The sequence below is a fragment of the Sulfuricurvum sp. genome (genome assembly GCF_019163035.1).
Lineage (GTDB): Bacteria > Campylobacterota > Campylobacteria > Campylobacterales > Sulfurimonadaceae > Sulfuricurvum.
Genome location: NZ_JAFLKV010000069.1, coordinates 18,776 through 37,108 on the forward strand (window position 1 = coordinate 18,776; position 18,333 = coordinate 37,108).

The 18,333-nt window shown below is 41.0% G+C and carries 18 protein-coding genes; 10 read left to right on the plus strand and 8 right to left on the minus strand.

The features are described 5' to 3' along the window. Positions 1 to 71 precede the first annotated feature (71 nt). The 4 genes from JZU62_RS05615 to JZU62_RS05630 form a co-directional block, all read right to left on the minus strand. A complete protein-coding gene (locus JZU62_RS05615; protein WP_295012733.1) occupies positions 72 to 677 on the minus strand; it encodes a POTRA domain-containing protein in 606 nt (201 codons plus the stop codon). Between the two features lie 91 nt (positions 678 to 768). Continuing rightward, a complete protein-coding gene (locus tag JZU62_RS05620) occupies positions 769 to 1,326 on the minus strand; it encodes a hypothetical protein (protein WP_295012735.1) in 558 nt (185 codons plus the stop codon). Continuing rightward, positions 1,327 to 2,343: a response regulator gene (locus JZU62_RS05625; protein WP_295012737.1), complete on the minus strand. Its 1,017-nt coding sequence runs from the start codon at positions 2,341 to 2,343 to the stop codon at positions 1,327 to 1,329. It abuts the gene before it with no gap. Further along, a complete protein-coding gene (locus JZU62_RS05630) occupies positions 2,333 to 4,456 on the minus strand; it encodes a WD40 repeat domain-containing protein (protein WP_295012739.1) in 2,124 nt (707 codons plus the stop codon). The genes JZU62_RS05625 and JZU62_RS05630 overlap by 11 nt, the downstream gene beginning before the upstream one ends. Positions 4,457 to 4,609: 153 nt before the next feature. Between JZU62_RS05630 and JZU62_RS05635 the strand changes: the two genes are divergently transcribed. After that, a complete protein-coding gene (locus tag JZU62_RS05635; protein ID WP_295012741.1) occupies positions 4,610 to 4,864 on the plus strand; it encodes a hypothetical protein in 255 nt (84 codons plus the stop codon). Continuing rightward, positions 4,861 to 6,390, plus strand: coding sequence for an AarF/UbiB family protein (locus JZU62_RS05640; protein WP_295012743.1), 1,530 nt, complete (start codon positions 4,861 to 4,863; stop codon positions 6,388 to 6,390). Before JZU62_RS05635 ends, JZU62_RS05640 begins: the two co-directional genes overlap by 4 nt. 12 nt (positions 6,391 to 6,402) lie before the next feature. Here JZU62_RS05640 and JZU62_RS05645 read toward each other — a convergent pair whose 3' ends face one another. Beyond that, positions 6,403 to 7,461 carry an EAL domain-containing protein gene (locus JZU62_RS05645; RefSeq protein ID WP_295012745.1) on the minus strand — a complete coding sequence of 353 codons (1,059 nt, stop codon included), beginning with the start codon at positions 7,459 to 7,461 and terminating at the stop codon, positions 6,403 to 6,405. Positions 7,462 to 7,654: 193 nt separating this feature from the next. Here JZU62_RS05645 and JZU62_RS05650 point away from each other — a divergent pair, with 193 nt between their 5' ends. From JZU62_RS05650 to JZU62_RS05675, 6 genes are all read left to right on the plus strand, one after another. Next, entirely contained in the window at positions 7,655 to 7,951 is a 297-nt protein-coding gene (locus JZU62_RS05650; protein WP_295012747.1) for a DUF2018 family protein, read from the plus strand. A 93-nt stretch (positions 7,952 to 8,044) separates the two neighbouring features. Continuing rightward, positions 8,045 to 8,425, plus strand: coding sequence for a PAS domain-containing protein (locus tag JZU62_RS05655; protein ID WP_295012749.1), 381 nt, complete (start codon positions 8,045 to 8,047; stop codon positions 8,423 to 8,425). A gap of 705 nt (positions 8,426 to 9,130) precedes the next feature. Further along, entirely contained in the window at positions 9,131 to 9,550 is a 420-nt protein-coding gene (locus tag JZU62_RS05660) for a methyl-accepting chemotaxis protein (RefSeq protein ID WP_295012768.1), read from the plus strand. Further along, complete coding sequence (locus tag JZU62_RS05665) at positions 9,550 to 10,800, plus strand: response regulator (RefSeq protein ID WP_295012751.1); 1,251 nt, start codon at positions 9,550 to 9,552, stop codon at positions 10,798 to 10,800. The genes JZU62_RS05660 and JZU62_RS05665 overlap by 1 nt, the downstream gene beginning before the upstream one ends. A gap of 329 nt (positions 10,801 to 11,129) precedes the next feature. Further along, positions 11,130 to 13,697: an EAL domain-containing protein gene (locus JZU62_RS05670; protein ID WP_295012753.1), complete on the plus strand. Its 2,568-nt coding sequence runs from the start codon at positions 11,130 to 11,132 to the stop codon at positions 13,695 to 13,697. A gap of 10 nt (positions 13,698 to 13,707) precedes the next feature. Further along, positions 13,708 to 15,519, plus strand: a complete 1,812-nt coding sequence (locus tag JZU62_RS05675; protein ID WP_295012755.1) for a diguanylate cyclase — start codon at positions 13,708 to 13,710, stop codon at positions 15,517 to 15,519. On the opposite strand, the gene JZU62_RS05680 is transcribed toward JZU62_RS05675, so the two are convergent. The 3 genes from JZU62_RS05680 to JZU62_RS05690 are packed head-to-tail and all read right to left on the minus strand — an operon-like array spanning position 15,516 to position 17,086. Continuing rightward, positions 15,516 to 15,884 carry a hypothetical protein gene (locus tag JZU62_RS05680; RefSeq protein ID WP_295012757.1) on the minus strand — a complete coding sequence of 123 codons (369 nt, stop codon included), beginning with the start codon at positions 15,882 to 15,884 and terminating at the stop codon, positions 15,516 to 15,518. The two genes, JZU62_RS05675 and JZU62_RS05680, sit on opposite strands and share 4 nt — an antisense overlap. A 23-nt stretch (positions 15,885 to 15,907) precedes the next feature. Then, positions 15,908 to 16,318, minus strand: coding sequence for a rhodanese-like domain-containing protein (locus tag JZU62_RS05685; protein WP_295012759.1), 411 nt, complete (start codon positions 16,316 to 16,318; stop codon positions 15,908 to 15,910). 9 nt (positions 16,319 to 16,327) lie between these two features. Beyond that, a complete protein-coding gene (locus JZU62_RS05690; protein ID WP_295012761.1) occupies positions 16,328 to 17,086 on the minus strand; it encodes a DnaJ domain-containing protein in 759 nt (252 codons plus the stop codon). Between the two features lie 113 nt (positions 17,087 to 17,199). Here JZU62_RS05690 and JZU62_RS05695 point away from each other — a divergent pair, with 113 nt between their 5' ends. Both JZU62_RS05695 and JZU62_RS05700 read left to right on the plus strand, forming a co-directional pair. Beyond that, positions 17,200 to 17,601 carry a hypothetical protein gene (locus tag JZU62_RS05695; protein ID WP_295012762.1) on the plus strand — a complete coding sequence of 134 codons (402 nt, stop codon included), beginning with the start codon at positions 17,200 to 17,202 and terminating at the stop codon, positions 17,599 to 17,601. Positions 17,602 to 17,653: 52 nt separating this feature from the next. Beyond that, positions 17,654 to 18,333, plus strand: a 680-nt coding sequence (locus JZU62_RS05700; protein ID WP_295012764.1) for a DUF3108 domain-containing protein, incomplete at its 3' end; no start/stop codon positions are given.

Below are 18,333 nucleotides of genomic sequence, written 5' to 3' on the forward strand. Positions count from 1 at the left end.
TTACGTAAAGCAGCAGGCTCATAAACCCTATAAGGGGCAGTATGAGTAGAAACGTGTTAGAGTCGTCCATCTTAGTTCTTACCCTGATAGGCATAGAGGGCTTTAAAATTAGGGTGTTTTTTAATCTCAATAGTAACTATCCCTTGTTCATCCACCTTTTTTACCTGAGCATAAGCAAGCTCATATCGGTGCTCACGGTAATAGTTTTCAACTTCCTTAACGATTTCATCGAGATGGGTCTGATCGTTTGTTTTTCCGAGTGAAGGTTCTATGAGTTTCATAAGGCGGTAGGTAGATATTTTTTCATTGCCGACAAAAAAGATTTGATTAATAGACCCTTTTTCGATGGTTCGGCGTTTCATTTCCCCAATTGAGCGTTCATTAAAATCAGCGTATTTTCCGACAACAATTTTGAATATACCCTTGCTCTCATCTTGCGGCTGAACCTGTGCGTAGGCGAGTGTATAGTTGTGTTTTCGGTAATATGCTTCGGTGTCTTGGATAATGGCATTGAGCTCATTTTGATCGGCGATTTTCCCGATATGGTTCTGAATGTTTTTTTGCAAGAATTTAGTAGGAACTTTGAGATTCCCCTCGATGTTGATCGTTTGGATCGGACTCGATGCCAAAAGAGTTGAGGTAAAAGCGATAGAGGTAAGCACAATTTTTGAGATCATGGTATTCCTTGACGATGGATGTTTCGTGAAAGTTTAATCTCTTAGTGTGGCAAGTATGTTGCAATTTTGCGTTTAGGAGAAGTTTATGTGGTTAAAATAACTCAGTAAAATCTTTGTACCGCATTTTGTCGAAAAAGCGGATTACTTTTCGGAGATTCTCTTTTTCTTTTGTGTCATTCGAGGAGAGATGGATATTGTTATAGTGCTCAGTGAGTCTAGTACGGAGCATTAAAAAATCATTTTGTGATACATGTTTGCCATGATTAGCTTTATGAATAGCATTATAAATTTTATTTTGAGCATCTACATTAAAGGGTTGAGACGAGTTTAGAATGATTGCGTTACATAGCTCGATTGTTTTACCCTCAAAGGTTTCATCGGCAGTTTTGGAGGCTTGATGTTCTGTAGATAAAGGTGGTTCGATTTTTTTTGCTGTCTGGGTATAAATAAAACTGTATTGCTTGCTTAGATTGTATTGATGTATCAGTAAATCCATCGCTTGGAAAAGATTGATGCGATAGAGGGGAATCGCATTATGTCTGAGAATGATAACTTTACCGTTTTCAGAATATTGCCATCCGATTATAGGAGCTCCTTTCGAGATTGCATGGTCGATGATAGTGGTTAATAGTTCTTCTTTATCGGTCATTTAATTTTCAATAGACATTTCAATTTCAGTAATCTTTTTGATCAGGTAGTCATCCATAAAATGGACGTTATCAACATTGTGATAAACAAAAATACCGCGCCGCCATTGCTCTAAATAATCAAATAAAGCAGTAATGAGTGGAATAAGATACTCAATTGTATCGATATTTTCTGTTTTAATCCCATCGATTCGCCTAGACATCTGCATTAGGGCATATCCCAGTTCATGACATTGAGGGATGAGATGAATTTCATGAGCGTATGCTCTAAGGAGTTGATTGAACGACAGAATGAGATTTTCGGTGGTCTTTCGATCCGAACTGACCAATAGAAGGTTAAAATCATCTTCAATTTGTTCCAGATCTTCATTCGTGCGGTTTAATTCTAGTGTATCGTTGAGGGTATAAAACTCCTCCAAACTTGGTCCACACATAGGGATTATAGGCACAAATATATCAGTAATAAGTTCTCCCTTGCACTCTTCTCGTAATCGTCCCAGTTGATTGAGAGTCGATTCGAGTTCTATATTGCTTGCACGTAGTTCCGAATTAGTTCGTTCCAGCAATGTATTGAAATAGTGAACCATTTCACGATCATAGATCGCTTGAGCTGATTTGAGGAGTGTCTCTACGACGCGATTTATTTCGACAGGTTTGAGGATAAAACCGTCCACACCGATATTGATAAGCTCGATCAGTTTTTCACTTTCGGAATAGGCTGAAACAACAATAACGGGCTGGGAAGCATTAAGGATTCGAATGGCGGAGGTAAGTTGCATCCCCCCCATTTGTGGCATAGTCAGATCGGTAATGATCAAATCATACGAGTTATTTTTATAGAGATCTAATGCTTCTATTCCGTTGTTAGCGGTATCGACTCTTCCGAAAAAGCGTAAAAAAAATGATTTCAACTGTTGTTGAATCTCCAAATCATCTTCGACGTACAATACACTCAACGTAAATCCGATCTCTTTGAGTTGTTTTACGTTAGTGTGGGTCATAAATGCTTCAGTATTCATCTGTATCCTCATGTTCTTGTAAGCTTCTCAAAACTTTTTCTCCTGTTAAAAATGTGGTTATTTTCTTGCATTCTTCTTTTATCTCATCGAGTTTCTGAGAGGGATTCGGCACGATATCCAACGCTAAGCAAACATGATCGTACGCTTCATCCCACCCAAAACATTCGTGGTAGTGATCAAGTAAGGATTGCTCTTCTCTCAAAGGGGCATACAGCTTTATTTCATGGATGAGAACTTTTTTGAGAAGAAGCAAATTTTTCTCTTCAAAATATTCTATGCCAGAGTAGGGTGTGATAAGAGAGATAATTTTAGATACCTCCCCCCTTTTCGTCAGTAAAGAGGCGGGGATGAGGACATTCTTTTTATAATTTTCGAGTTGTTCTCTGAATAATTCGGTTGTTTTCAGCGCCGGATATTCGGATGCCAAAGCAAAGAGTTTAATCAGATTGTTTGTTTTGGATGCATTTTCAAAAGAATCGTACGCTTTAATCTGGTTTTTAAAATCATTACCAGTGAGGGCAAAAGGTTTAATTCGTGTTAATTTAGAGGCATAAATATCAGCTTCGTTCATTTTTCCCGCAGCGATCATCATCAGTATTTTATCAATCAAAGCTTCTCCCGCATTCATTAGACGGCGATACACTTTCGTTTGCCGCAAGACCCCATATTGCTCGGTAATCTCCATAAGTGCCGAATAGTTGTTCGCCGTAGCACAGGAGAGGAGCTTTTTATAGTTTTCTTCTAGGATGTCAGGGCTTGGGATAATACTATGAACACAAGCAGAACATCCCGGAGGAACCGATTCGATATATTCTTTAAACTTTTCAGGGTCGATTTCGAGCAGTTTTATCTCCATCATAAGCTCGCTTAGGCAGTTTGAGCGTACTTCATGAAACTCTCGGAGTTGGCGCAAAAGAGGGGCTTTATACGCTTTTGCACAGGCACGTTGGGCGTTTCCCTGAAAAATTTCTTCCATAAAGGGGGCGATATCCTCGGAAGCATACAGGTTGTGCATCAGCTCTTTTCGTATCGCACTGTCGGCGATCATCAACGAAACAATCTTCTCATACCCTTTTCGCTCATCGTTATTGGAGGGGTGAAAATTTAAAACACTCTCATAGGCATTTTCGATTTGGCGGCATAAATCTTGGTTGACGAAGAGCAATGGACTCTCTGCAGCTAAGAGGGAGAGTTTGCTTATGTTATTGGTTTCGATCGCGTTGAATGCCTCTTGGAGGAGTTCATGAAGTTCTATAATCAATCCGTTTCCATCCGAAAAACCGATAAAAACTTTTTCTGCTGAGGCGCTGATTGAGGTAATTCCCCAAAAATCAAAGCTGATTGTTCCCAGTTTAACTCCATCGGAGTTGTTATAGATTAAAAGCTGATTGCTTCGTGAACCGAGCAATATCACATGGTCATTAAAACCGGACGCAATATGGGTGGGCCATTCGAGGAGCGGGTCGCCTAAAAACTGCTGTTTGAGCATTATGTTAAACACATAGGTGGAACCCAGACGGGTAAACCCTAATATCTTATTATTATCCGCTGAAAAGGTGATCGCCTCGACGATATCATCGAGGCGAAAAACATGTCCAATTTTTTTAGTCGCAATGTAGAGGAGATGGACTTTTTTATCCATTGTCGAAATGGCAACTTTCGACCCCTCTTTTGAGAACGCGACACATACGATAGCATCGGGGAGATGAACCTCACACAATAGGGTGCACTGGAGAGTTTGATACACTTTTAATCTACCAGTGCTGCTTCCGATAGCAAAATAGAAATTATCATCACTGAACAACACAACATCGGGTTTTTCAATAGGGATCCTGGTAAGAATTTTGATCGGGTCAAGCGATAAAAAAAGAGTTCGTTCATTTGAGGGGTCACATACCAATCCAAACTCTCCGTTGTTGGTGATAGCTACCGAGCTTCCATAGCGATTGGGATACGAAGAGATCCCTTTCATATTAGCATGTTTTTGGTATTGCCCTTTCGTGCAATAGCGATACAGTGTTGGAGTAGAGTCGATGAGAATAATGTCGGTATCGTTAATAGTCGATGCGACAATACTTCGAAATGCGTGCAAGGAAGAATAGGACAATGGCATGGCAACCTCCTGCGTGATCGGATACACTAATTATTTCCCTTTAGTGTCGCAACTGTGTTGCAAAATAAAATAGAAGATAGAATGACAAAAAAACGATACCGGCATTATTTTTTTTCCTTTATACTGTTCTTATTTAAAGCGTAGGAGAAAACAATGTTAAAAGAATTATTCTATACCGGTATGGGGAGTGCACTGTTGCTTAAAGAACGAGTTGAAGAAGAACTCAAAAAGCTAGAAGAGAAAGGGAAACTCAACACTACTGATACGAAAAGCTTCTTAGAAAGTCTTAAAACAAAAGGGGAAGAAGAAGAGAAACGTCTCAAAGAGGAGTTGAAAACAGCGATCAAAGAGGTGATCGAAGAACTCGGAATTGCGACGAAAAAGGATATTGAAGCGTTACGATCGTGAGACTCTATTCTCCGCTACGACTTTGGAGCGTATTTCGGCTTTTACTCTCATTTTATTTGTTGATCAAAAAGAGGGAAAGTTTTGGAGGGTTTTCACCGCTCACTCCTGATAAGCTTGCTTCGACTATTACCGAATTAGGGGCTAGTTTTATTAAACTGGCACAGGTATTGGCAACCCGAAACGACTTTTTCGATGAGCCTTATTTGAATGCTCTGAAAACACTCCACGATGATTTGCCCCCGATGAGTCATGCCGCATACGAGCGGGTGGTGGCAAAAGCATTTCCTACGTCCCCTTTTCTCCGTTTCGAGAGCATTCCCATCGCCTCTGCATCGATCGGTCAGGTACACGCCGCGTGGATCGACGATACGACCAAGGTAGCGGTAAAACTCCGACGCGAGGGGATAGAGCGATGGGTTCGTGCCGATATACGGATATTGAGCCTCTTTAACGGTCTCTTTCGACCTCTGTTTACCCAGACCACTCGTCACTCCATTGAATCGGTGATTGCCGAATTCTCCTCTATGATTGTGCAAGAGTGCAGTTTGAACCATGAGCGCTCCAATCTCGAAAAATTTTCACAGATGTACAAAGATTCAGGGATATTGTTTCCGAGCTGTTATCCCTCTCTTAGTTGTGATGATGCGTTGGTGATGAGTTTTGAGGAGGGGTGGCGGTTTGATGATCGTGAAGCTATCCTCTCACACAATATAGATATCCATCCTCTCATCGATCAGCTGGTACGTTTTTATACGGACCAAATGCTGGTAAAAGGGTATTTTCATGCTGACCCTCATCCGGGTAATCTCTTTATCAACCCTGAGGGGAAACTGGTACTGCTCGATTTTGGAATGGTAAAGCGGGTCCCCAACGATACCCGTATCGCGATCATTGAGCTGATTAAAGCGGCGAACGAGCGTGATTTTGAAGGGTATGTAAGTGCGGCAAAGCGTCTAGGAACCGTCGCATATGATGCTCCTGCGGCAGAACTTGCGGAATTTACTGAGCGGATGTTTGATATCTTCGGCAACGATGCTCTCGACAGCGGTAGTATGCAAAAATTGGCGTTTGAGGTGTTGGAACAGACCCGAAATCTCCCCTTTAAGCTCCCTCAAGAAGCGATTTATATTCTCCGTGTGAGTGCGATCATCGAGGGGCTTGGAACCACCTATATCGAGAATTTCAACGGGATTAAAGACATCCTCCCCATTTTACAGAACAATATCCCCCGCGCGTTAGGGATGAAAGATTCCATCATAGAGATACTGATCGATGAGATCAAGCGTATTCCGACTGATGTAGCGGCATTCCGTCATGTAATCGAGCGTGCTAGCAAAGGTGAACTGAATGTTCAGCTATCATCGTTGCAGTATGAAATGATGAAAAAAGAGCTTCGTGAAGCGACGGCTCCGCTCTATAGCGCTCTCATTCTTGCATTGGGAGCATTGGGTGGATGGATGGGAGGATTAGAAGAGCTCGCCTACGCACTTTTAGGCGGGGCGATTATCCGGTTATGGTTTCGATAAGCGTATTCCACTCTAGCTGAGTTTTCGAATAGGTTCAGCATTAGGGCGACCGAAATAATACCCTTGTGCCAAATCAGCTCCGTTAGCACTGCAAAACGCAACCTCTTCGAGACGTTCAATCCCCTCGGCAAGGACGATAATGTTGTTTTCATGGGCAATTTGAGTAATGGCGCGAAAAATTGACTGATTCACTTCGTTGGTGTCGATATGATCGATAATAGCGCGGTCGATTTTAACGATGTTAGGGAGAAGTTTGGCAATCATATTCAGTGAGGAATAGCCGCTTCCGACATCATCGAGCGCGACCATAAAACCCTGCGATTTGTAAAAATCTAAAATCCGCTTGAGATGATCCAAATCTTCAACATGATCGCTCTCTATCACCTCAAAAATAATATTTTTTGGGTCAAATTCGAGCTGCTTTGCCCATTTGACGGTTGATTGTAAGCAGTGTTCCGGATCATATATGGCGGTGGGAATAAAGTTGATAAAAACTTTATTTTTTATATTTTTGACCGCAGCGGTTTTGAGTGATGACTCTCGACATGCACGATCAAGATAAAAGAGCATATCCCCCTCACGCGCCCATGTGAAGAGTTTGTCGGGATATATGAGATTCCCCTCATCGCTTACTCCTCGGGCTAAAGACTCATACCCATAAATCGTATCCGATTTCAAATCAACGATGGGTTGAAAATGAGTGGTCAGAGCCCCCTTGGTAATCAAGTTTGAGAGTTCAGTCGCACCCATTAAATCTTTGTACTTTTGGAGACTTTTCATCTCTTTTAGAATACTTGGTGTGAGCATTTGTGAATGTTTTAAAAAGAGTAGTTTTATCCCCTCTCTCTCGAGTTTATTAAATTGATTGGCTAAACAGAGATACTCTAGTAACGATTCGAAACATTCCACACTCACCATCAGAGTTTGAGAGTCTTGATGGTCAAAATTGATCTTTTTTGTCTTTAAAAAATCTCCTATTTTGGTAGCCAATTCTGGGACGTCACAACTGATAATAACATCTCCTCCATTGGTAGAAATTGACGGAAGGGTCTGACATTTTGTACAACTCATAAACATTCCTTGTGCTATAGTTTCGATTTAAGTATAATAGTCGGATAACGTAATCATTTGTACGTCGTTATTGTCGTTTTGTGGTATTTACAAAAAGCTAGAAATACTTAATCCGGATGAATAACCGTAAAAACGGTACAAAAATTTTAAGAATTTTATTACAATCGTAAGATTAAAAAAAAGGAACTCTAAAATGGGATCGTATGACGCACTTTTTGAAGATGAAAACGATATTTTCGGAGGGACACCCGAATCAAAATATTGGGATATCCAAAAGCAGGTAAGCCTCGATATCGTACGACATGAATTTGACACCATGATTGCTAAAATGGCAGCGATGGAGATAATGTTAATGGAACATCATGATGAAGAAGCACTTGATAAAATTATTGATCGCTATGTTTTTTCGAATGAAAATATGATCGAAAACCGTAAAAAAAGTCTCTATATGGAGTATGCAGGACGCCTGATTTACAAGCTTTCTGATTAAATCAGATACATTTTCTCTTAGTTAAAGGGGATTTTTATCTATACTAGCGCATTATCAACAGACATAATGAAATAATTGACTGAGGGAAAATAGATGGAGCACACACTCAACGATACCGATTTTTTGGTATCGCAAACTGACTCAAAAGGGAAGATCCTTTTTGCCAATGAAGATTTTTGCAAGATTGCCGGTTACACTCTCGAAGAGTTGATTGGACAGCCGCACAACATTGTTCGTCATCCCGATATGCCAAAAGCAGCGTTCAAAGATTTATGGGACACCGTAAAAAGTGGAAAAGTATGGAAAGGGTACGTCAAAAACGCTACTAAAAATGGTGGTTTTTATTGGGTATTCGCCACTGTCTATCCAAATATCGCTTGTGGTGATGGTGAGGGCGGCTATATGTCATGTCGTCGTAAAGCCTCATCGGCTGAGATCCAAAAAGCAGAAACGCTTTATAAAACAATGCGATAAGTAAGGGTAGTAGAAGGTATGAATAATAGTACAAAAATAATCATTTTATCGGTTTTAGGGATTGTGGGCCTAGTATTAACGATTACCGTTGGTTCTTCTTGGATGAGCGCAGGTGTTATTGTTATCCTTATGGGAACAGCGATAGGGATGAGTGCATCATCGTCGGGTTCTGAAATATTAGAACAGCAGTTGAGCGAGCTTGAAGAGTTGATGCAGTTTAAACGCAATCAAATGGAACCGCATCCGGCAGAACCCGGGAGTATGGAAGAAAAATTAAATCATTTGGCTCAAACACATGAAAAAGTTTTAGAACAAGATACCAAAGTAGCGGGAGAGATGGTACTTCTCGCCGATAAAGTACGACGTGGTCATTATATGTGCCGTGTAGCAAGTGATTCGAAAACCCCTCATGTCCATCTTTTGAAAAAAACGATGAATGCGATGCTAGATGCGACAGAGAAAAATCTCGATCAAGCCATCAAAGTGCTCGAAGCACTAAGCGAGGGGAACTTTTCCACCCGTGCCAACGTTGAGGTTGAGGGAAAAATGGCTGAAATGCTGGGAAAAATAAATGATTTGGGTGCCGCTTTGCAATCGATGGAATATCAAAACAATGAAGCCAAAGAGGTACTTAACAACAATACCCAACAACTCAAGAATACGTTAGAATCTCTCCGCTCCAACCAATTTGTAGAGCTAAACGGTATGATAAACACTACGGTTGAGCGAATTCAGGGTGTTGCAAGCAAAGAACATGAACTCTCTGAGAATCTTCAGCATCTCGCAGGCAATGCTCAAGAGACAAAACAAATTTTGACTACCATCGGCGATATTGCAGATCAAACAAATCTTCTCGCACTCAATGCTGCGATCGAAGCGGCACGGGCAGGTGAACACGGTCGTGGCTTTGCGGTTGTTGCGGATGAAGTTCGCAAACTCGCAGAACGTACCCAGAAAAGTCTTGCGGAAACAACCGCTACTATAAACATTCTGATTCAAGCGATCAACGACAACAGTGAGTCGCTTAATAAAAATATGGACGAAATGATGGATCTTACTACCTATGTAGGAAGTGTCGATAATAAAATGGAAGAATTACTGCACTCAATGGACACTCTTAGCTAATGGGGAGTGCAGCAAAGATTGAACGTATTTTACTGGTAGATGATAACAAAACACTTTCAAAGTTGATTTCCCTAAAAGTTAAAAGTGAACTGGGCATCGATATCGATATAGCCCATTCGCTCTCAGAAGCGGAGCTGTTTACCCACAAATATAGCTATACGTTAGCGATTCTCGATCTCAACCTCCCTGATGCTCCAAACGGTGAGATCGTGGATGTAATGCTCAAAAAAAACATTCCCTCTATTGTTTTGACCGGAAGTGTCGATAAAGAGTTTCGCAAAGCAATGCTCAAAAAAGATATTATCGATTACGTCCACAAAGGGGGGATTGATGATATCGATTATGTGATCGAGATTATCAAGCGGCTTTTGAAAAATCGTCATCACAAAGTGATGGTAGTGGATGATTCGGTGGTGTTTCGTAATCAGATGAAAAAAATGGTTGGAAATCTATTTTTTCAAGTTTTTGCCCTCGCACACGGTGAAGAAGCATTACTCATCTTGGAGGAGAATCCCGATATCAAAATCATCATCACCGATTACAATATGCCGGTAATGGACGGATTGGAACTGACCAAAGCGGTGCGTAAAAGGTATACCAAAAACCAGCTCAGTGTCTTTGTCCTCTCCTCGAGCGAAGATTCGGATATTTCGGCAATGTTTCTCAAGGGGGGAGCAAATGATTTTATCAACAAGCCCTTCAGTAAAGAGGAATTTTCGTGTCGGTTAAATAATGCGATTGAAGGGTTGGAGAACATTGATGCTCTGACGAACTATTCGCATCGTGATTTTTTGACCGGTTTATACAATCGTCGCCATTTTTTTAGTGTTATGAACCCTTATTTTAGTGAGGCTGTTGCACGAGATGAAGAATTTGTAACGGCAATGGTCGCTATCGATGATATTAAAAGTACCAACCACGATTTTATCGATTCTGCAATCATTCATGTCTCTGAAATACTCCGATCCAATGTCGAATATCGAGACATGATAGCCCGTTTTGATGGAGAAGAGTTTTGTATCGTTCTCAAAGATACGGGTCGGGAAAAAGGGTTTGAAGTCCTAGATTATCTTCGGCATAAAGTGGCGTCTAGCCCTTTGCTCGGTTCCATGGGAGAAGAGATATTTATGAGTATTTCAATCGGTGCAATCGTTGATCATGAAGACTCATTAAATGAGACGATAAATGAAGCCGATGCACAGCTTCATCTCGCAAGAACTGCCGGATACGCTCAGCTCTCTATTATTTAGAGAGATAAGGTTTCACCCATCACATAAAGATGTCGTTTTTTGCTATAAGAAGCTCCAAAGGATCAACTCGGTATTCTTATAACAAATAAAAACAATAACATTTTTAGATAAAGTGATTAATAGTGAGCGAACAAGATACACAGGTTTGGAGATCGTACGATCGTAATAGGATACATCCGAAGCCGTTAATGCATCGGTTGATGAAGCCCTTAGGCGCGTTGATCATTTTTTGTGTCATCATAACCACCTTTTTACTTTACCAACTACACCGTCATGGTTTACACGATGCTTTTTTTCGAAGCATTTCTGAAATCAACCATAGCATGGAAATGTTGCTTCGTGAACAATCTTCTGCCCTCTCTTTAGCCATTAAACCCATTGCGGCTGACCCTGCTGTTCAGAAAGCTCTTCGCGAGGGGGATAGTAAAGCGCTTCTCATGCAATGGGGACCTACTTTTGCTAAAATGAAAGAAGAAAACCGCCTCACCCATTTTTATTTTATGGATAAGAACCGTGTATGTCTCCTAAGGGTACATAAGCCTCTCAAAAAAGGGGATATTATCAACCGTTTTACCGCTCTGGAAGCAGAATGGAGTAGAAAAACATCATCAGGTATTGAACTCGGAACTATGGGGACATTGACATTACGGGTAGTACAGCCTGTTATTATCGATAATGAACTCCTTGGATATATTGAGATGGGAAAAGAGATTGAGGATGTAATCGATCAGCTTCATTTTCAGTCAGATATCCATATGGGAGTATTGCTTCGTAAGAGTTATCTTGAGCGTAGTGCATGGGAAGATGGGATGCGATCGCTTTCACGCGATGCGAACTGGGACCTGTTAAAAGATAGTGTATTGGTTTACTCGTCACTCGGAAAAATTCCTATCACTCTTTTGGAGAAAGCAAACACTCAAACCGGTTTACGACATAAACATGAAAAAATTGACGATGATATTTATAGCAATGGGGAATCGTATCGTCTGAGTTTTATAGCGATTAAAGATGTTTCCGGTAAAGAGATTGGTGACCTGCTCGTTATCAACAATACCACCGATGAAAACGTCGAATTTTTCGATACAGTGGTTATGGGTGGGCTTATAGGTTTTACATTGATAGGACTGGTGATCGGTTTTATCTATCTTCTATTACGTCGGACAGACGATGGGATACAAAATCAGCAACGTGACCTTTTTGAGAGTCAGCAGCGTCTCGAACAACTAGCACGCCACAGTCGAACTTATACGTGGGAAGTGGATGAACACGGGAAATACATTTATCTCAGTGATGTTGTTTACAATGTGTTGGGGTATAAAAGTGATGAGCTTATCGGTAAATATTTTTATGATTTGCACCATGAAAATGGAAAAGAGTTATTTAAAGAGATGGCTATGGAGAAATTTGAACGCAAAGAGACGTTTACAAATGTAAAAAATCATTCGATCAGCAAAGAGAGGAGAAGTGTATGGTTAACAACAAATGCACTTCCTGTTGTGGCACAAGATGGACGGCTAATAGGATATCGGGGTAACGACACCGATATAACGGAACGTAAAATAGCTGAAGAAAAAGTTAATAGACTCGCATTTTATGACTCTCTTACTCATTTACCTAATCGGACCTTGTTGATAGATCGATTGAACCAAGCAATGGTGTTAAGCAGTCGTAATAATCAATTTAACGCTCTTCTTTTTATTGATTTGGATAATTTTAAAACGCTCAATGATACATTAGGACACGTTATTGGGGATAATCTTCTTAAACAATCCAGCCAGCGCCTTATAGGATGCGTACGAGAGGGAGATAGTATTGCCCGCTTGGGTGGCGATGAGTTTGTTGTCCTCTTATCCGATTTAGGAAGTGATGAAAAATATGCGGCTACAACGTGTGAATTGATCGGTGAAAACATTTTGGCAGCATTGAGTGAGCCGTATGAACTTGAGGGTATACCGTATCAATCCTCTGCCAGTATTGGAATTACCCTTTTTAATGGAGATAGTACAAGTGATGATGAACTAATGAAACAAGCAGATCTAGCAATGTATAAATCCAAAGATGCAGGGAGAAATACCCTGAGCTTTTTTGACCCAAACATGGAGCTATCGTTGAGGGCACGTGCATTGATGGAAGAGGAGATTCGTCGAGGGATCGATGAGGAGCAGTTTCTCCTATATTATCAACCTCAAGTTGATAAAGATTGCCGTGTGTATGGAGTTGAGGCATTGGTTCGTTGGAATCATCCAGAGCGTGGAATGGTACCTCCGATTGAATTTATTCCCCTTGCCGAAGAAACAGGTTTGATCGTCCCCTTAGGCGCATGGATTATAAAAACAGCTTGTAAGCAAATTGCTCTTTGGTCGAAGAGTGAGAATTTTTTACACATCAGCGTAGCAGTCAATGTGAGCGCGCGTCAGTTTAATCAAAAAGATTTTTCGGATGAGGTTTTGACTATATTAGAGCAAAGCGGTGCTGATCCGAAACGGCTGAAGCTTGAACTCACGGAAAGTATACTGGTTCAAAATATTCAAGAGGTTATTGAAAAAATGGAGCGACTAAAATCACACGGGGTACGTTTTTCACTCGATGATTTCGGAACAGGGTATTCTTCTCTCTCCTATTTGAAACGGCTTCCTCTCGATCAGCTAAAAATCGATCAAAGTTTTGTTCGTGATATTCTAACTGATCCAAACGATGCTATCATTTGTAAATCAACGATTGCATTAACGGAGAGTATGGGGCTATCCGTTATCGCTGAGGGGGTAGAGACCAAAGAGCAGATGGATACCCTTCTTTCATTTGGTTGTCATGCATATCAGGGATATTATTTCAGCCGTCCTTTATCGGTTGAAGCTTTTGAAGCTTTTCAAAATGATCTTTTATCGGCAAATTCATAAGGCGAAAAAGATGAAAAATATAAAATATAAAATTATTTTCTTAATCACTTTTTTGATTCTAACCGTTGCTTCAGCAGTTACATTTTATAACCTTTATCATGAGCAGCAAGAGAATGAACGGCTCCTCAATGAAGCGCATGAAAATGTATATCGTACCTACAAAGAAACAATAAAGGACATAATTTCCTATTACGACTCCAGAGCCGAAACCAGTCTCAAAGCTGTCGGGGTCATTGAGGCATTTCGTACTAAAGATCATGATACGCTCTATACCATTATGCGCCCGCGTTGGGAGATAATGCAACGGGAAAATCCGTGGCTTAGTGTTATGCAATTTCATAATGCTGATGGTACATCGTTGCTGAGACTTCATCAGCCTCTCGTATACGGCGATAACATTGCGGCTCAGCGTTCGATGGTTGCTTATGCGCATAAAAGCGGTCAAAGTATTGCAGGCTTCGAAGAGGGACGACAGGGACTTGCTTTTCGAATACTTGTTCCGATATTTGATCAAGGGGTCTATATCGGTTTGGTTGAATTTGGTATTTCAGCTTCTTATTTTAGCGATAAAATTCATCGTTTTGCCGGATACGACTCATTTTTCTTTGTCAATCAAAAAGCGTTAGGAACTTTCGGAAGAATAGAGTATTTGGTTAGAATAGGGGAGCATGTCGGTATTGATATCCCGGAATCTTATCGCCCTTTGCTGCAAAAATATGCTGAGACCTATAACAAACTTCAGCATAGTATTGCTATTCATACCAATCAGACTTATGAAGTTAATACTATTCAGATTAAAGATTACCGATCGCAGCTATTAGGGGCGATTATGTTTATTCGCCCTACCAGTGATTTTCATGCTCATGCGCGGCATATGATCGTTGCTTCAGTCCTCATAGTGATTATGTTAAGCCTACTTGTTGGGGTATTGGTCGATAGAATTTATACGTTTATTACCCATAAAATGAGTTTTCAGGAGAGGTATAGCCAAACGATACTCGATGTTATTCCCTCACCCGTTATCGTAACGGACGGGGAGTATCTAACTGCTGCCAACAACTCTTTGTTAGAATATTTTAATTATCCAAATGTCCAATCATTCAAAAATGATCATTTGTGTGTTTGTGAATTTTTTGAAGCGGGTGATACCGATGAGTATCTTATGCCGCTACACGATGATCAGCGTTGGACAGAATATATGCTTGATCACCCCCTCAAATCACATAAAGCTAAAATAACGGTTAATGGTGTATCGACCGTTTTCGAAGTGCGAATTTCTGTCTTGAAAGTCAATGAAGATACACGTTACGTTGTTATCTTTAATGATATTTCGACGATGCAAATACAAACTATAACTGATCCTCTAACGGGCTTGGCTAATCGACTCCATTTTACAATGGTGTATCAGCACGCGATTAATATCGCACAGCGTACAGAGAAGCCGTTAGGTATTATCTTTTTTGATATTGACCATTTTAAAAATATAAACGATCACTTCGGTCATTTGATGGGAGATACAGTTCTTCAACAAATTGCTTTACTTGTCCAAGAACGAACTCGAAAAAGTGATATTGTTGCTCGATGGGGAGGAGAAGAGTTTATCCTATTGTTGCCCGATACTGATTTGGACGAAGCGATTCGCGTTGCTGAGATGCTAAGAAAAGTGATTGATAGTGAACATTTCGACCAAGTTGGACATGTCACCTGCTCATTTGGTGTTGCTATTCTCGAGGGGAATGAAGAGGGTGAAACTCTTCTTAATCGGGCAGATGATAAACTTTATAAAGCAAAAGAGAGAGGACGGAATAAAGTTGTTTTTTAGGAAAAACTGAGTTTTAATTCACTCAAAATCGACTCTTTTTCCTGCACAGGATTTGCAAAATAACGCTCCCTTACATCATCTTCTAATATAGAGAGGTCATCGTATAGTTCGGCATCATCTTTATGGGGAAAATGGCGATTTACCTCTTGGGCAATCTCTTCGAGGTCCTCTTCTGTGTGTGTATCATCAAATAACCCTATCCTTCCCCCATGTGCGATGGTGGATAGGGCGCGAAGTAAATAGAGTTCTTCGCAACGATTATCATCGCCTTCTTCGTAAATCCAAGTATTGATCTGGGTGATTTCAGAGCGATAAATCTCCGTAGATTCCTTGATAGAGTGTTTAAGTTCTGGTGATAACGGCATAATAATCCTTTGGTAAAATAGATCTAGTGTATGACACTCAGCCCTCGGGCTTTCCACTCACTAATTCCCCCTTTGAGATTCAGAGGGGTAAAACCGTTTTTGGCGAGGATCCGTGAAGCGCTTACACTTCGGTTTCCGCTGTGACAGTACACGATGATTTTTTGGTTTTTGACACCGGCTATCAGAGCGAGATTCTTATCGAGTGTTTGCAACGGGATGAGAAGTGCCCCCTCGATGTGCTCTTGGGTAAATTCATCGGGTGTACGAACATCTACAATGGTTACATTTTCACCCGTTTTGATAAGCTCTTGTGCCTGTTTAGGGGTGATTGATTCGAAATTAGTAAGAATCCACCCCTTGGTATAGGCAAATATGCCAACGAGACCTATAAATAGTAACCAGTATACGATATTCAGAACTTTTTTCTTTTCCATACGATTCCTTTAGATTCCGCGCGATTTTTTGATCATTTCGTAGGCGGCATTGATCTCTTGCACTTTTTCGGTTGCTTCTTTGAGATACTCATCCGATGCACCTTGTGATTTGATGATGTCGGGGTGATACTCTCGTACAAGTGATCGGTACGCTTTTTTAACTTCATCGTTGGTCGCCGTAGAAGCGAGATTCAAAAGGGCATAAGCCCCGTCGATAGAGCTCTCTTTAACACTGTTGCGATGATGTGCCCCAAAGCGCTCCAACATCGATGCCAGATCAGCTTCGCTGAAACGGAGGTGTTTAGCGATGACGCCGAGCATCTCCTCTTCGCTATGGCTGAGGGTTCCGTCGATGTAGGTGAGATGGACTAAAAACTCCATCATTTTTTGACGTTTGTGCAGATCGTTTTGGAGCGCTTTATAGAGAGCTTGTGCTACCGGATCGATGTTATGAGGCGCATCTTTTTCCTCGTCAAAAATCTCTTTGAGGAGTTTTTTGGTCCCTTCAGGATCGGGGAAGAGGGCGCTGATGTCGTTGAACATATTGCTAACCAACTCCGCTTCGAGCTCATCAACCCGTCCGTCGGCTTTGGCTACTTTGGCACTGAGGGCAACAAATAGACCCAGTTCACTGTAGGCGAGGTTCTCTTTGGTCAGTTTAAACCCTGCAAACTGATTTTTGGAGTAGGTGTGCTGATTTTGGGCAAAGCTCCGTGAGAGGACGTAAAACAGGAGAGCAACAACGGCAATAACAATGATTTGAGTCATCTAAAATCCTAATAGTAAAAATAAGCGATAGTGTACCCGTAAAAAGTAACATAGGGAAGTGCTCTTTTAGAGGGAGATAGTTATAATTGCGTTTTTAATTTGCAAGGATAATTATGTTTCAACGTCTGATTTTAATCACTTTTTTACTCTTAGGCACGCTCCAAGGCGCTGAACTCTCTACGATGGATTCGATCCGCTCTAAAATACTTACCTCTGCTGTGTCACTTTATTTCAGTGCACGCGGATATGGCAAAGTCGATAACGTTACCGTAGATACGACGAAAAAAACACTCCGATTTGTTCTCCTCCCTGAGGGGGAAAAACAGCCGCTCAATGTCTTTATCGGCTCGTATATGACCCTTACGATTGATAAAGAGGAATATCTCATCCTCCAAAAAGTACAGACCAATCGGGTGTGGCTCAATCGCATTTTCGCCGACCACATGGAAGAGGGGATAAAAGTGCCGATCGGGATCGTCTCCAAAGGGGCGGGATCACTATTGCTTAGTTTATAGTTCACGAAAAATTCACGATTAGACCTTATGCTGGCATAAAAAGGATTACGCCATGAAAATAATCGTTTTACTACTTCTGCTCCTTTCTCAAATGCTGATTGCCAAAGTCATCAGTGCAACCTATGAAGTCTCATACGGCATATTTCAAACGATGGGGATCGCCGATGCACGGTTTGAGACTCGCGAGGACGATACCTACTCCATCCGTATCGAAGTTCGTACCACCGGAGTGGCAAAATTGCTCACCAACAACCGTATCGAAACCTATGAGAGTCACGGACATATTATCAATGGAGTGCTCGTTCCGAAAAAATACATCAAAATCCGTCGTACCGATTCGAAAAAGACGACTAAAATCTATACTTTCGATCATCCTAATAAAATAGTATGGAGAGAGAGTATCCAAAGCGATGAGTGGGACAAAGTTAAAAATGAATTTTACGCGAGCGAAGATATCCTCACCCTCTTTTTTAATTTTAAAAATTATTTGAAAAATCGCCAAGACAGAGCCTTTTATGTGATCGGAGGGAACCGCAAAGACGGACGAATTGATGTCACTTTTCCGAAAGAGGATGAGTTGAGAGAGATGAAAGAGACCCTTGAACTCGATGAGGGGGATTTTTTGAAAGTCATTTTAAATGACCGTATCTTTTCCAGTGCGCAGGGGGAGTTGTTGATTAATCTTGATAGTAGCGGATTGTGCGAAAAAGCGATTTTAGAGGATGTACTTCT

Coding starts and splice junctions, on each gene's coding strand:
- JZU62_RS05680 (WP_295012757.1), bottom strand. CDS start 15,884: ATGCCGTTATCACCAGAACTTAAACACTCTATCAAGGAATCTACGGAG.
- JZU62_RS05670 (WP_295012753.1), top strand. CDS start 11,130: ATGTTGCTTCGTGAACAATCTTCTGCCCTCTCTTTAGCCATTAAACCC.
- JZU62_RS05660 (WP_295012768.1), top strand. CDS start 9,131: ATGATAAACACTACGGTTGAGCGAATTCAGGGTGTTGCAAGCAAAGAA.
- JZU62_RS05655 (WP_295012749.1), top strand. CDS start 8,045: ATGGAGCACACACTCAACGATACCGATTTTTTGGTATCGCAAACTGAC.
- JZU62_RS05650 (WP_295012747.1), top strand. CDS start 7,655: ATGGGATCGTATGACGCACTTTTTGAAGATGAAAACGATATTTTCGGA.
- JZU62_RS05615 (WP_295012733.1), bottom strand. CDS start 677: ATGATCTCAAAAATTGTGCTTACCTCTATCGCTTTTACCTCAACTCTT.
- JZU62_RS05665 (WP_295012751.1), top strand. CDS start 9,550: ATGGGGAGTGCAGCAAAGATTGAACGTATTTTACTGGTAGATGATAAC.
- JZU62_RS05675 (WP_295012755.1), top strand. CDS start 13,708: ATGAAAAATATAAAATATAAAATTATTTTCTTAATCACTTTTTTGATT.
- JZU62_RS05695 (WP_295012762.1), top strand. CDS start 17,200: ATGTTTCAACGTCTGATTTTAATCACTTTTTTACTCTTAGGCACGCTC.
- JZU62_RS05625 (WP_295012737.1), bottom strand. CDS start 2,343: ATGAATACTGAAGCATTTATGACCCACACTAACGTAAAACAACTCAAA.
- JZU62_RS05630 (WP_295012739.1), bottom strand. CDS start 4,456: ATGCCATTGTCCTATTCTTCCTTGCACGCATTTCGAAGTATTGTCGCA.
- JZU62_RS05685 (WP_295012759.1), bottom strand. CDS start 16,318: ATGGAAAAGAAAAAAGTTCTGAATATCGTATACTGGTTACTATTTATA.
- JZU62_RS05645 (WP_295012745.1), bottom strand. CDS start 7,461: ATGAGTTGTACAAAATGTCAGACCCTTCCGTCAATTTCTACCAATGGA.
- JZU62_RS05690 (WP_295012761.1), bottom strand. CDS start 17,086: ATGACTCAAATCATTGTTATTGCCGTTGTTGCTCTCCTGTTTTACGTC.
- JZU62_RS05620 (WP_295012735.1), bottom strand. CDS start 1,326: ATGACCGATAAAGAAGAACTATTAACCACTATCATCGACCATGCAATC.
- JZU62_RS05635 (WP_295012741.1), top strand. CDS start 4,610: ATGTTAAAAGAATTATTCTATACCGGTATGGGGAGTGCACTGTTGCTT.